At 67.4% G+C, this 13,493-nt stretch carries 12 protein-coding genes and 2 pseudogenes; 6 read left to right on the top strand and 8 right to left on the bottom strand.

Annotated features, from left to right (window positions below):
• The first annotated feature begins 120 nt into the window (after window positions 1–120).
• The gene (locus OIC96_RS49365) at window positions 121–1,920 is read left to right on the top strand and encodes a S8 family peptidase (RefSeq protein WP_330301575.1); all 1,800 of its coding nucleotides are present in this window, start codon (window positions 121–123) and stop codon (window positions 1,918–1,920) included.
• 418 nt (window positions 1,921–2,338) lie between these two features.
• On the opposite strand, the pseudogene OIC96_RS49360 reads toward OIC96_RS49365, so the two are convergent.
• Window positions 2,339–2,446, bottom strand: a pseudogene (locus OIC96_RS49360) (telomere-protecting terminal protein Tpg); the annotation flags it as partial.
• On the opposite strand from OIC96_RS49360, the gene OIC96_RS49355 reads away from it, so the two are divergent.
• A complete protein-coding gene (locus OIC96_RS49355) occupies window positions 2,430–3,086 on the top strand; it encodes a hypothetical protein (protein ID WP_330310427.1) in 657 nt (218 codons plus the stop codon). The pseudogene OIC96_RS49360 and the gene OIC96_RS49355 sit on opposite strands and share 17 nt — an antisense overlap.
• A 114-nt stretch (window positions 3,087–3,200) precedes the next feature.
• Window positions 3,201–4,448: a DUF6236 family protein gene (locus OIC96_RS49350; protein ID WP_330301576.1), complete on the top strand. Its 1,248-nt coding sequence runs from the start codon at window positions 3,201–3,203 to the stop codon at window positions 4,446–4,448.
• Between the two features lie 113 nt (window positions 4,449–4,561).
• Here the strand turns inward: OIC96_RS49350 and OIC96_RS49345 are convergent, their stop codons facing one another.
• The 4 genes and pseudogenes from OIC96_RS49345 to OIC96_RS49330 form a co-directional block, all read right to left on the bottom strand.
• A complete protein-coding gene (locus OIC96_RS49345; RefSeq protein WP_330301577.1) occupies window positions 4,562–4,960 on the bottom strand; it encodes a hypothetical protein in 399 nt (132 codons plus the stop codon).
• A gap of 36 nt (window positions 4,961–4,996) precedes the next feature.
• Window positions 4,997–6,202 carry a hypothetical protein gene (locus OIC96_RS49340; RefSeq protein ID WP_330301578.1) on the bottom strand — a complete coding sequence of 402 codons (1,206 nt, stop codon included), beginning with the start codon at window positions 6,200–6,202 and terminating at the stop codon, window positions 4,997–4,999.
• Window positions 6,203–6,695: 493 nt separating this feature from the next.
• Window positions 6,696–7,178: a hypothetical protein gene (locus tag OIC96_RS49335; RefSeq protein ID WP_330301579.1), complete on the bottom strand. Its 483-nt coding sequence runs from the start codon at window positions 7,176–7,178 to the stop codon at window positions 6,696–6,698.
• 202 nt (window positions 7,179–7,380) lie between these two features.
• Window positions 7,381–8,588: pseudogene (locus OIC96_RS49330) on the bottom strand (IS256 family transposase).
• Window positions 8,589–8,713: 125 nt separating this feature from the next.
• Between OIC96_RS49330 and OIC96_RS49325 the strand changes: the two are divergent.
• Both OIC96_RS49325 and OIC96_RS49320 read left to right on the top strand, forming a co-directional pair.
• The gene (locus OIC96_RS49325) at window positions 8,714–8,863 is read left to right on the top strand and encodes a hypothetical protein (RefSeq protein WP_330301580.1); all 150 of its coding nucleotides are present in this window, start codon (window positions 8,714–8,716) and stop codon (window positions 8,861–8,863) included.
• Complete coding sequence (locus OIC96_RS49320; protein ID WP_330301581.1) at window positions 8,860–9,066, top strand: hypothetical protein; 207 nt, start codon at window positions 8,860–8,862, stop codon at window positions 9,064–9,066. The genes OIC96_RS49325 and OIC96_RS49320 overlap by 4 nt, the downstream gene beginning before the upstream one ends.
• Window positions 9,067–10,002: 936 nt before the next feature.
• Here OIC96_RS49320 and OIC96_RS49315 read toward each other — a convergent pair.
• The 3 genes from OIC96_RS49315 to OIC96_RS49305 form a co-directional block, all read right to left on the bottom strand.
• Window positions 10,003–10,425 (bottom strand): DUF6924 domain-containing protein, encoded by a 423-nt coding sequence (locus OIC96_RS49315; RefSeq protein WP_330301582.1) that lies wholly within the window; start codon window positions 10,423–10,425, stop codon window positions 10,003–10,005.
• 1,055 nt (window positions 10,426–11,480) lie between these two features.
• Window positions 11,481–12,062, bottom strand: a complete 582-nt coding sequence (cyaB, locus tag OIC96_RS49310; protein WP_330301583.1) for a class IV adenylate cyclase — start codon at window positions 12,060–12,062, stop codon at window positions 11,481–11,483.
• Window positions 12,063–12,081: 19 nt separating this feature from the next.
• On the bottom strand, window positions 12,082–12,933 hold the full coding sequence (locus OIC96_RS49305) for a helix-turn-helix domain-containing protein (protein ID WP_330301584.1): 852 nt from the start codon (window positions 12,931–12,933) through the stop codon (window positions 12,082–12,084).
• Window positions 12,934–13,098: 165 nt separating this feature from the next.
• Here OIC96_RS49305 and OIC96_RS49300 point away from each other — a divergent pair, with 165 nt between their 5' ends.
• Entirely contained in the window at window positions 13,099–13,482 is a 384-nt protein-coding gene (locus OIC96_RS49300) for a DUF6415 family natural product biosynthesis protein (protein ID WP_330301585.1), read from the top strand.
• The last annotated feature ends 11 nt before the right edge of the window (window positions 13,483–13,493 follow it).

Raw genomic sequence — 13,493 nt, 5'->3', positions numbered from 1 at the left:
GCCCCTGCACAGAAAGGTACTTCCGTACGGGAGCACGCGCCTGACATCTTGCATCCACCACTCGTTTCGTACGGCCCCGCCGGTGCCCTCAGCACGGCCGGGCCGTCTCCGGAGGACGCTTTGATACCCCACATATCCAGCCGGACTAGACGCACGCTGGTCCTGGCGGCCACGCTCGGCGCCGCCCTCGCGTTCGGCGCCCCGGGCGCCCTCGCGGGCACGCTCCCCATCGACCCCTCCCCCGCGCCAGCCGCCAAGGCCCACGCTCCGGCCGCCGTGCCGGCTTCCCAGAGTGCGACCTGGGTGGCCGGCACGCGTGCCTACCTCGTGATCACCGCCCCCGGTGACAGTTCGGCGGTCCGCTCCGCGATCGCGGCCAACGGCGGCACCGTCTTCTCGAACTTCGACGCCATCGGCGTGATCGTCGCCCACTCGGCGTCCAGCGAATTCGCCGCCACCATGCGCGGCGTCGCCGGCGTGCAGCAGGTCGGCGCCACGCGCACCTCGGACGTCCCGGCCGACGCCTACAACCCGGCGCTCCCGGCCAATCCGGCCCAGGCCTCGACCCCGGCCGGAGAACCGCTCCGGGCCGACATGAGCCAGATCAAGGCCGACCAGGCCTGGGCCGTGAACCCGGGCTCCGCCTCCGTCACAGTCGGCATCCTGGACACCGGTGTGGACGACCAGCACCAGGACCTGGCGCCCAACTTCAACGCGGCCGACTCAGTCTCCTGCGCCTACGGCAAGCCCGACACCCGTGTCGGCGCCTGGCGGGACGTCGACACGCACGGCACCCACGTAGCGGGCACCATCGCCGCGGCCAAGAACGGCAAGGGCGTCGTCGGCGTGGCCCCCGGGGTAAAGATCTCCGCGGTCCGGGTCGCTGAGCCGGGCAACTCCTTCTTCTTCGCCGAGAACACCATCTGCGGCTTCGTCTGGGCCGGTGACCACGGCTTCAAGGTCACCAATAACAGCTACTACACGGACCCGTGGCAGTTCAACTGCCCGGACAACATCGACCAGGCCGCCATCATCGAGGGCGTCAAGCGCGCCCAGGAGTACGCCGAGGGCAAGGGCTCCCTCCAGATCGCCGCCGCGGGCAACGAGAACTACGACCTCGCCCACAAGACGACCGACTCCGCAAGCCCGAACGACTCGACGCCGGTCACCCGCACGATCACCAACGCCTGCCTCGACATCCCGACCGAGCTGCCGGGCGTGGTCACGGTCGCGGCCAACGCCACGGGTGTCACCAAGGCCTCGTTCTCCAACTACGGGCAGGACGTCATCGACGTCGCGGCGCCGGGCAGCAACGTGTACTCCACCGTCCCCGGCGGCGGCTACGGCAGCAAGAGCGGCACCTCGATGGCCACCCCGCACGTGGTCGGCGTGGCGGCACTCATCGCCAGCGCCAACCCGGGCATCACCCCGGCGCAGATCCGCGCCAAGCTGGCCGCCCAGGCCAACGACATCGCCTGCCCCTCGGACAGCCGCTGCACGGGCACGACGGCCAACAATTCGTTCTTCGGCGAAGGACAAGTCGACGCCCTCAAGGCCGTCGGGACCACCCCGCCGCCCGGTAAGTACTTCGAGAACCTCGCGGACTTCGCCATCAACGACAACGCGACCGTGGAGAGCCCAATCGCCATAACCGGCGTGACCGGCAACGCCCCGGCCACCCTCAAGGTGGGTGTGGACATCAAGCACACCTACATCGGTGACCTGAAGGTCGACCTGGTGGCGCCGGACGGCAGCGTCTACACGCTGCACAACCACGCCGGCGGCAGCGCCGACAACATCGCCCAGACCTACACCGTAAACGCCTCCTCGGAGGTCGCGAACGGCACCTGGAAGCTGCGCGTCAACGACAACGCCGCCTCCGACACAGGCAAGATCGACGCCTGGAATCTGACCTTCTAGCGCAGGGCCCGGCAACGCCCGCGTACAACACGCACTGCGCCGGCGACAGCTCCTTGCCCGCGGCCACGGACAAGGCGGGCTGCGGTCTGTTCGGCCAGGGCTGCGAACTGCTGGGTGGCAGAGGGCATATGGGCCTCGGCAGCGGTGAACGCCGCGGTCGGGGCCCATATGCCGGAGACGTCCAGGAAGGCCGCGAACGGCCTGGGGCCGGCGTCCAGCTCACCGTGCGCCTCCCTGAGGAGCTGTCGGCCCAGTCATCCAATCAGGCCGGATCACCGGACTCACCATCCACGCCCACCACCCTGACCCGCCACAGGCCTGAGACGTCATCCGCTCCCCGAGCCAGCGATGTAACGCAGGCACGAACTCCGGGTAGCCGGATCACGTCCAAGGGCGCGGGCTATTCCAGACATAGCTGCTACAGGTCGAACTCCAGGTGTTCCACGTCTGTGAACCGCACCTCCTCCAGGCTCCCGGCGCGGCGGCCGCCGTCCTGGAAGTAGACCTCCTTGAGCGCTTCGGCTGCCCGCAGTAAGGCGCGTGAGTTGTCCCGCAGGGCGGCTGAGGCCGAGTCAGCCGCGCTGGCCGAACTCACCTCGGCGCAGGCCGCTTACGAGCGAAGGCTGCGTCAGCTGGAGCAGCAGATTGCAAGGCTGCGCAATCCCGGCACCGGCGAAAGACTGGACAGTCTCGGCAAGCTCGTCTTGTTCCAGCACGTCCTCGTGGTGACGTCCGGACCGGGAACGCGCTCGATCGAGCTGGCCGGTCTCGACGCCCGCTTCGACACGGGCCAGACAAACCATTCGATCTATCTCACCGATGTCGCCGGACGAGTGCACCGCGCGAAATACCCTCACCATCAACCTGCGATGCCTGATCAGCAGCGATTCGACGAGGAAGCGGTGCGCGACTTCACCGTGGCCGTCCAGAACGCCGTCGCGAACGAGAACAGCTTGCACACCCGAATCCCGCGCCAGCTCACGCAGGCTGAACAAGAGCTGGAGGAGGCCCGGGCAGACACCCGTGCACAGGAGGTGGCACGCAAGGAGGTCACTCTTGTAAGGCAGCGCAACCGCCAGGACCCGCATCGCAAGGTCGCAGACTCTGAATTGGAAGATGCTCTCCAGAACTGGAAAGCCCTCACAGGGCGCATACCGCCCAAGTAATCGACGCACCAGAGTAGTTACGGCGTCACTCCGGCCGGCATTCCGCGTGTGCCTCGGTCCACTACGGTTCCCTGGCGGGACCGCCGAGGGGGCGGTCGTCGGTCAGGAGTCGTCATGCTGCCACATATCGGTCTGTACTACCCGTTCATCCACTTCCGCGACGAGCGATGGTTGAAGACGGCCGCGCTCTACTGGCGAGAACTGGCGCGAGTCGTACCGGACGGCTATCGGTTGTCGGACTCGCGGACCGCCCGTGTACTGCGCGAGGAACTCGGCTTCATCAAGCCGGTGGATCCAGCGGAGCCCGCTCGACAGGTGGCACCGATGTTCCTCGAAGTCCTCACCCGTCACGCGGAGGCCTTACACACAGCGGGATACGGTGTGTCGCCTGCGTGGGACGACTGGGACGGCCGTACGCGCAATCCCTTTGATCCAGTGGCTCCGCGCTCGTTCGGGCACGGGTCGAGGCACACCCACGGCACGAGACCGGAACGCCCAGGCGTCGCAGCCGCCTACTGGGAGGAGTTCACCCCCGAACTGCGAGCGGCACTCATGGACTCCGGGTTGGCAACCGACGTGCGGCGAGGTCCTGGGTTTCGGGGGCGACGTTCCCTGACGAACGGTCGCTGGATGGCGATGGATGCCGGGCTCGCCTGGGTCTACACGTGTGCGTTCGTCGAAGTGCTCGCCCGCCAGGGCCGGTACACGCCCACGACGGACCAGCCCGACGCGCACCTGGCGTCGGCCGGCTGGGATGCCGACCGGGTCGCCGAGACCCTGCTCGGCACCACAGGCACGGCGATGAGTGCCCAGCCGGACAACTTCGCCGACGCGGTCGGACTGCTGGCCGTCCGTCTGGCCGTGCCGGCCGGACTGGACAACGTACCAGTCGAGAAGATCGTCAAGTTGCGGGAGAATCACCGTGACGAGTTCGCCGCGTTCAACGCTGCCGTGTCCCAGACCGTAGACGAGCTGCGACAGGAGCTGGCCGGGGTAACGCTGGCGGTGGCGCGCGAGAGCTACGTGCAGATGGCGGTCGAGCAGCGCTTCGATGCTCCTTTGAGTGCCTTGCGCGACGCGATGAAAGCGCAAGGCATCGGCACGGTGTACGGCCTGGCCAACGTGAAGTTCGAAATGCCCTCCGTGGTGAGCGCCTTCGGCCCTGCGGTCGTCGGCGGCTTCGTCGGTCAGCCCATGGCGGGTACGGCAGTTGGTGCGGCGCTCGCCGTCGTAGGCGCCCGCCACACGCACAAACAGCAGGTCAAAGTCCTGAAAGCCGGGAATCCTGCTGCCTACCTACTCTCGGTGCAACGCGGCCTTCAACCGCGTTCCCTCCTGCGGAAGATCGCTTCACTCGCCTGACCCACCAGGCACACCGGACCACCTCCTCGATTCCAGCTACCTTGCACGCACCGCCGGACGTCGTAAGGGGATGCAGTCGTTGCGGCGGGTGGCAATCCTGCTGGCCTCTTCAGTCATGCAGCGAGGAAGACCCAGCGCGGACCGTGCTCCTGGGCGATGTCAGCTTCATGCCGTGAGCATCCTTTGAATGCGATCCATGCCGAAACAAGGGGTTCGCAATGCTGGTCAAGGGGCTGGGCAGCACGTACCGTAATCCCACGGCCCACGATCGGCGGCTCAGCCGACCGGTCACTGACGAGGAACGGGTCGTGTGTGTAGGCGGGGACGCCGGCGCGGCGCGGGACCGTGTCCGTGTCTGGCTCCCACGGGTCAGGATGACCGGCATGAACGATCAGTGGCTTGTTCCTCTCACCGCCACTCTCGGTCTGGCCAGCACCTTCGGTGCCGGTGCCCTCGGATTCCTGAACAACCGTGGCCAGGTCGCTGATCAGGTAGCCGTCGAGCACAGCCAAGTGCTCGACGCTGGCGTTCGGGGCGGCCCCGATTCCTCACCGGTCATCCTCCGGCTTGGAGCTCAGCAGCTTCGCAACTGCGCTGGCGCTCCATTTTCCCCGGCCACTCGATGTCGGGATCGCTTCTTCATCGAGCACGGCAGCGATCTCCCGGAATGAGTAGCCCTGGCTGTGCAGTTCGGCCGCTGTCTTCCAGGCGTGGGCGCGGGAGCGGGATTCCTCGACGACGGTGGCGTTGTCGCGGATCCGGAGGACCGCGAACAGTTCCGTTCCCTCGCGCAGAAGCCGGTGGTGTTTCCCGGGATCGATCCGGGTGCCGTCCTCCACTACCTGCACACCGCGGAAGAGGGCCAAGTCGTACACCACGTTGCGCTGCATCCGCGAGGAGAAGACTGCGTTGGGGCTGGTCACATAGAGCGTGCGGAAACTGCCATGGTCCATGATGGTCTGCATGATCTTGGGCAGGGCCTGCTCCGGGTGCCCGGGGTCGACCGGACAAACGAGAGAGTGTGGCTCGGCGAGGCCGTCGGCGAACCTCTTCGCTTCCGCCTCCGCGCCTTCATCGCCCAGTACCGCCATTACTTTGAGGGGGCCTCCAAGCAGATGCAGGTGTCCTTCTCGGCGTGACGTGGCGCCGGACTCTGTATTGAAGCGGGATTCCCCACCTTCGTATTCTTCACGGAGAATTCGATTGATTCCCTGCTTTGTCCACATCGTGGGCCGTTCGTATCCGTCAATTCTTTCGAAGATGCGGGCGACCTCCGACTGAGGATACCCCATTTCATAAACGAGCTTATGCGCTAGGCGGGCGCACTCTTTTCCGTTTGGCCAGCCGGGAGAAAAGTACGTTCCTCTCCCTGCAGAGCCTGTGGTCGGGGGGAGGAGCCGGTGCCGTTCACGGGCTGCTTCACAGGCCGCTTCCCAGTCTCGAGTCTGCACACCGGCCGACCCGCGATCAGCCGTGACCACCTCTCCCCCGATGGTCACCGACGCCCCGGAAGCCAGAGCTTCCGCGCAGGCGACAGCGCGGGTCCTGGGGTCTTTCAAATGTTCCTCATGCGGGACGCGCAAGTGGCTGCCCACTCCCAATCGGACCAAGGAGATGGCTTCCTGCAGCGCGACCCGCTTCGTCGCCCCAGCGTCGATCAGCGAGCGGGCTTCCTGTCGCCGCAACGCCTGGCCGGGCAGGTTCTCTGCACCATCCCCGGTCTTCTGTGACCCGACGGTGTAATGAATGTCCACGATTCCTCCTTGATGTCGGACCCACCTCGCGGGCAGCGCCAAGAAGCAGCATCTGGGCTACGAAAGCAGTCCGGGGCGGTGTGGAAATACTGGCACCTGGGGCTCGTTCCGGCAAATATGCCGTACTGCCCGTCCGGCTCCACTATTCGGAAGGATAATTTGGGCCCACAATTGCCGGACACGTTTAGCTTCCGATTATGTTTCCCGGCTTTAGGGAGGGCCCATTAGCTGAGCGGACGCGCAGAACACCGCGGGGTGCCCTTGCAGAGAGAGCTGACACGTGCGGGACGTCGAAGGGCGGTTCGCTCCTGGATACGCCTGTCGACGACGAGGTCGTGGGCAGGGAAGCGGCAGAGGACCGACCTCGTCGGGTTCCCACGGCCGGGCGCCCCGACCACACAGTGGTGGTCCGCCGCGTGCGCCCGGCGCTCCAGCGGGCTTGCATACTTCACCAAGCCCAGCGCTCAGGGCTCTACTCGGCACAGCCTCGCAGTCAGGACCTGTCGAGACGTTCAAGGTCCGCGCGCATTGCTGTTCGTAGATCGCGTCGACGCAGCTCCCATGCCTTCTCGGCGTCTCGATGTTCGGGGGTTCCGTAGAGCAAGCCCTCTGCCACGCGGTCCCGTACGTCACGCATCGCGTGGAAGGCATCGTTGGCTGCACCTTGAACTGGAGCCGGAGCACCGATCATGATCCGTTCCAATGACGCATACAGGCCTGCTGCACGAAAGACTTCCCGGGCTCGGGCAGCCAGTTCCCGCCCGGCCGTCAGCGTCCTGTCGTCGCCTTGCGCGAGCGCCCACAGGGCTTCCCCCGCCTGATGCAGATTACTCAGGTACTCGCCGTAGAGCTGTCTGAGGTCCAACACCCTTTGCCGGGAGGCTTCCCGCTGCCACCTCAGATGATCTGCGGCAAGAGTCGCAGTCACGCCCAGTGCTACGCCGATCAGTGTCAGTACCGAACTGAGCCACTCCATGGCTCAGCGTGACAAGGGAAGGCTGTGAGCGGTAGAGCACCTGCGGACAGCCTCACCAACCGGCTGCTCACACGCCTGAGCGTGAACGGGCGCCTTGAGTCGCGCTGCCGTACGGATGTTCGCGCCGGTCGAACGTCCGATGGTGTCCCGCCGAGTGGTGTAGTCACTGGTCGAGCTGATTCGGTTTCTGCTGTGGTGGAAGCTACTGATCGTCCGTGGCCGGTTGCGTCGTGAGGAGTTCGGCCATGGAGGCTTCGGAGAGGTAGCGGCGGTCGAAGACCTGCCATTCGTCGTGGAGTTCCGCCAGGACGGCGGCGGCGAGCCGGTCGAGGGCTGCGGGGTTGGGGAAGACCTGGACCACGTCGGCCCGCCGTTTGATCTCCCGGTTCAGCCGCTCCAGCGGGTTGGTGGACCAGATCTTCTTCCAGTGGGCCGACGGGAAGTCCGGGAACGCGGTGATATCGACTGCGGCGTCCAGCAGCATCGTCTTGACCTGGGGAACTGCCGTCCGAGCATGTCGGCCACGACATTCAGCTGGGTGCGGACGGCCTCGCCAGTCGTTTGCGCGAAGATGGTGCGGATGGTCGCCGCCACCATCTCTCCCGAGCCCTTCTCGATCACGCTGAAGACGTCTCGGACGAAGTGAACTCGGCACCTTTGCCAGGCCGAGCCGAGGAAGACGGTGCGGATCGCGGCCACCAGCCCGCTGTGGCTGTCGGAGATGACCAGCTGGACGTTGTCCAGGCCGCGGGCCCGTAAAGACCGCAGGAACTTCGTCCAGAACGGCTTCGACTCACTGTCGCCAACCATCAGCCCGAGGATCTCGCGGTGGCCGGTCACGGAGATACCGGTCGCGATGACCACGGCCTGCGAGGCGATCCGGTGGTTGACGCGGGCCTTGCAGTAGGTGGCATCCAGGAAGACGTAGGGGAAGACCGTGTGGTCCAGCGGCCGTTCCTTGAAGGCCTCCAACTCGGCGTCGAGTTCGCCGCAGATCCGCGACACCTCGGACTTGGAGATCCCGCTGTCCGCACCCAGGGCTTTGACCAGGTCATCCACCGAGCGGGTCGAGACGCCGTGCACGTATGCCTCCATCACCACGGCGAACAGCGCCCGGTCGATGCGCCGGCGCCGCTCAAGCAGCGAGGGGAAGAACGACCCGGTCCGCACCTTGGGGATCTTCAGGTCCAGGTCGCCGGCCTGGGTGGTCAGCAGACGGTCGCGGTGCCCGTTGCGCCAGGCCGTGCGCTGGTCGGAGTGTTCGCCCGGGGCAGCACCGATGGCCTCGGTCGCCTCGGCCTCGATGAGCTCCTGCAGGATGCGCTCGCACAACACCCTGATCGTCTCAACTCCGTCGGCCGTACGTAGTGACTCCAGCAGCCGCATCAGGTCAGACTGGGACAAGGCCATCGTGCACTCCTCCGGTTGAACTGCCCGTTCACCAGGGAGACTTGCGCGATGGCCTGCCCTTGTTCAGGGAGCAAGCAGCGGCAGCGGATGCACGCCCCGGGCAGAGACCCGCGCGTTCACAAACCTTGACCAGCTACACCACTCGGCGGGACACCATCGTCTGCGAGGCGCTGGCCCGGCAGCGGACCGACCACACGGCCGCAGGGAACCCGTCCAAGGCGACGGACTGCAGCGTCGAGATCCGCAACCACCCCCACAAGGGCGGCAGGTCATGAGCGTCAGGCGAGAGTGGCGCGACTCGGGAAGCGCGCCCGGCCACATGCAGACGGTCGCCGACAGCGGCACGTACAACCGCATCCAGACCGCGTATCGCGCCTACATCGCCCACGCCACCACGTGCGATGGCTGCGGGCACGGAGAGCGGCGGTGCGCGGAGGCGGACCAGCTGTGGAGGGCGTACCGCGCCGCGCGCACCTAGCACCCAGCACCTGCCCGTCCCCGTACCCCATGAGCTCCGGGGACGGGCAGGACCAGGCCCCGGCCTCCGGAACCCGGCTCGCCGGGACGCGACGACGCACAAGGGACCATCCCCGCGCGGGCGGGGAGCAGCACAGAGAGGCGCCGTCGAGCTGCGGTGCGCGGGGACCATCCCCGCGCGTGCGGGGAGCAGTGATGAGTACCTGAACCGTGCGCGAGGTCACCGGGACCATCCCCGCGCATGCGAGGAGCGGTCGAAGTGCTTGTCATACGCGGTCTGGACCGCGGGACCGTCCCCGCGCGTGCGAGGAGCAGCTCCGCTACAACGGCCCGATCAACACGATCATGGGACCATCCCCTCACGTGCGGGGAGCAGCGATCGTCCTGGAGCGCTACCAGGACCTGGCGGGGACCATCCCCGCGTGTGCGGGGAGCAGGGGTGAATTCGGGCATGGGTGGGGTCACCTCGGGGACCATCCCCGCGCGTGCGGGGAGCAGTTCATTGCGGTCATCGCCGACAAGGCGCCGTGGGGACCATCCCCGCGCGTGCGGGAAGCAGGCCGTCGTAGCCGCACCCGGTGCAGGCGTACGGGGACCATCCTCGCGCGTGCGGGAAGCAGGTCAGTCCGTTGGTCGTGCCGGGGTTGATGGTGGGACCATCCCGCGCGTGCGGGGAACAGCCTCTCAGGGCAGCACCCTACGTGGTTGTTGAAGGACCATCCCCGCGCGTGCAGGGAGCAGGGGCTGCCGCGGTGCAGCCGGTTGGGCAGCATGGGACCATCCCCGCGCGTGCGGGGAGCAGGCCACGCGCTCGCTCGACTGGATGTCCTTGTTGGGACCATCCCCGCGCGTGCGGGGAGCAGTGGAAGCTGTACCCGTCGGGGCAGGTCTGCCCGGGACCATCCCCGCGCGTGCGAGGAGCAGACGGTGCGCCGGGTCAGCCGCCCTCGAAGTCGCGGAACGTGCCGGATGCGTCCGCGGCGTCGGCGAACTCGGCGAAGTCCATGTTGGCGATCGTGAGATTGGCGGAGACGTCGACGTACCAGCGGGGCAGCACCCGGAACGTCCGACCGGGTTCGTCATGGAGATCGACGGCCAGGAGGGGATGCTCATCGTCCGTCATGGTGATCGTGTCCGCGATGAACAGGTAGCAGAGCTTGTCATCATCGTCAGCGGCTGCATCCGCGTCGACCAGCGCTTGAACACCCACGCCGTTGAACAAGTGATCGCTGACGTACGTCGCATGACGGCGCTCGCCGGAGCCATCGATCGCGGCCCGCGCTGCCTCCCATGCCGCAGCACTGCTGAAGTCGGTACGCAAGACGAGCGAGGTCAGATCCTCAGGTGCGGGCAGGTCCATGCACGCGATCTTCCCACGGAGCCGGCCCTGCCTGACAGGCCGAGGTCTGGCCCTACGTCCTGCTGGCGTTCCGCCGTGGCACTGAGACATCCCTATCGCTACCACACGCGGCCGCGAACTCGGCGGACTTCTCCAGCTCATTGCCCGTGGGACCATCCCCGCGCAGCGAGGAGCAGTCGCCCTTGGCGCCGTAGCCGTAGACCAGGCCGGGACCATCCCCGCGAGTGCGGGGAGCAGAGCGTGTCCTTGCCGTCGAGCTGGACTTGCAGGGGATCATCCCCGCTCATGCGGGGAGCAGGCCTCGTCGACCTGATGGGCGGCGAGCCGCTGCAGAGGATGATCCCCGCACGGGCGAGGAGCAGGCCGCCGGTACCTACAAGTCGGTCTCGGTGGAGGGACCATCCCCGCGCGTGCGGGGAGCAGATCTACAGCGGGCGGGCCTGGATCTACGACCCGGGACCATCCCCGCGCGTGCAGGGAGCAGGCGATCGTCAGGCCGGTCGCTGGGATCGCCCCGGGACCATCCCCGCGCAAGCGGGGAACAGAGCGGGAGGTAGGAACAGTTGAACCCGGCGATCGGATCATCCCCGCGTGCGGGGAGCAAGTCTCGGCGGCCTTCAGCGCTTCGCCGGCCTTGGGATCGTCCCCGCCCGTGCGGGGAACAGCCACCGGCCCCAGGGCGAGCCGCTTTCGCGTAGGGACCATCCCCACGCATGCAGGGAGCAGGTGACCACTCCCCCGGGCCTGGGCGCCGTGCTGGGACCATCCCCAGTGTGCGGGGAGCAGAGTTCGTCGCGGTCCTTGATGAGCGTGGCGATGGGACCATCCCGCGCGAGCGGGAAGCAGCGCTACAACACGCTGGAGCCGAAGATCTTCAAGGGACCATCCCCGCGCGTGCGGGGAGCAGGACAGGGTCTTCAGCAGGCCGGTGGCGATCGTGGGACCATCCCCGCGCTTGCGGAGAGCAGCCACCCGGGCGTCTTAGCGGGACCGGCTGAACACGGCGAAGACCCCTGGAATCCGCCCTCGGGCAGGGACTTTCTTTATGTCTCGGGTCAGCGACGCTGCGCGGCGACCGCGTCCGTGTACAGCTCGCGCGTCAGATCCTCGGGCCCGATGCCGAGTTCGGCGAGCACGGCGCGGATGTCGTCCAGTGCGGCCGCGACGTCGTCCTCGTCAACGAAGGTCTCGACTTCGAGGAACGTCCCGTCGATCTCAGGGACACGGACAAGGGTGGCGAGCATCTGCCGGCCGCGGGCCTCGAAGTCGTAGTTGCGGCACCGCTTCTCGAAGGCGATCGCCGGGACGTAGCCGAGGCCTCGCAGGATGGCATGCGCCGCCTGGGAGTCCTCGACGCGGGTCTCGTGCTCGGGCTTCGATCCGGAGCCCTCGTCGACCGCGGCGTCCTTGAAGGTGAGCACGGTCCGAAGACCAGTCGGGCCGTTGGCCGTTCGCGGACCAGCCGTGCCGTGAACGGTCCGCAGCCGCAGTTCCTGATCGGCCTTCTCCAGCGAGCCGTCCGGCCGGTCGTAGTAGGTGTCCTGGTACACCTCGACACGCGCCTCGGCGCGCTCGTCGAGCTGTCTCGTGACCGCCTCGGGCGAGTGGACCCGGGCCTTCAACTCCGCCTCGATCACGTGCGGTTCCCCTCTCGCTTCAGACCGTGCGCTCCGCGCCGTCGACGACCGCTTCGAACATCCTGCGGAACCCCCGGTACAGGGGCCCGTGCGGTGTCTCCATCACCTTGTACGTGGCGCTCTCGTGGCCTTCCCACCCCGCATCGAAGGCGCTGACGAACATGGTGGAGTCCGTCCGGATGAGCCGCCAAGTAGGCAGCATGCGATACCGGTACACCTGGATGTCGGACGAGTCAGCAAGCTCCCGCAGCCGCGCCTCGGCCAGCCGCACGCCGCCGGCGAGGGACTCGGCAGACTCCCCGACCTCGGCCGCCCGCTGGATCAGGGCGTCGCTGTCGGGGTCGAGGAGCAGCACGCGGACGCGAAGGCCCTTGCCGCCCTGTTCGCGCGGCAGACAGGCGCGCAGGAGCGAATCGTTCAGTCCGATCAGGCCGAGGCCGCGCACGGCCAGAACATCCAACTCCTGCGCCTCTCGGGCCTGCTGCTGGATCTCGTCGGCCGCGGAGTTCTGCGCGGCATACACGCGGACCACTTCGGGGAACGCGGCAAGGTCGAACGCCGCACCGCCTGAACGCTTCTCACGGCTGGCGGCGAGACCGAGCAGGTGGCGTGCGTCGTCGGGCATGCGCAGCCCGTCGGCGATCCGCTCGTACACGTCGAGGCGGGACACTTCCCGGCGCCCGTTGATGATCTCGTTGACGCGGGCCTGCGTCATTCCCGCCGCCGCGGCAATGCGGGATTGGCTGGCGCCGGCGTACTGCTGCACGCACCGGAACACGGCGCCCATGTCCCGTGCGCGCAGCGCCTGCCGCACCTCGGCGCGCTCCCATGCCCAGTCGGGCAGCTCGATCGGCCCGAGCGTCGTCGTCATGGCGCAGCCCCCGGTATCGCGAACAGGATGGGAAACCATCCCACCGTGAGATTACCGGTGGGGTATCGAGCCGACACCATGCGTCACAACATGCTGGCCAGATCATAAAAGACCCCGGCAGCCGCGCTAACGGCCCCGGGTGTGGCCGACTGGTTAGGAGTCGACATGGCGCACCGTACAGCCCCACCGCCCGACCCGGCAGGGCTCACGGAATCTCCGCCAGACATCGCCACCATGCGTGAGTGCGCACGCCACCTGCTCGCCGGGGGCACCAAGGAGCCGGCCGCCGACGAGCTGGAAACGCTCACGCTGCAGCTGCGCGGGCACATCGAGTTGCTTATCCCCGAGGTACAGACCAAAGCCGACCGCATGCCCGAGGACGACATCCCCAGGTACTGCGCACTCGCCTGCATCGGAGAGGCCCGCGGCAAGCTGAAAGTCCACCCGCGCCCCGGCCGCGCACCCGGGCTCGCCCACGCCCGCCGCCTGGCCCGCGTCGTCAACGCCCTGTGCGACCACCACGAGAACCTCATCGGCGGGCACGGGTGACCCAGACTCCC

The organism is Streptomyces sp. NBC_00775 (assembly GCF_036347135.1).
Lineage (GTDB): Bacteria > Actinomycetota > Actinomycetes > Streptomycetales > Streptomycetaceae > Streptomyces > Streptomyces lutosisoli.
Note: the sequence above shows the minus strand (reverse complement) of the source record. Positions and strands in the feature narration are given on the sequence as shown.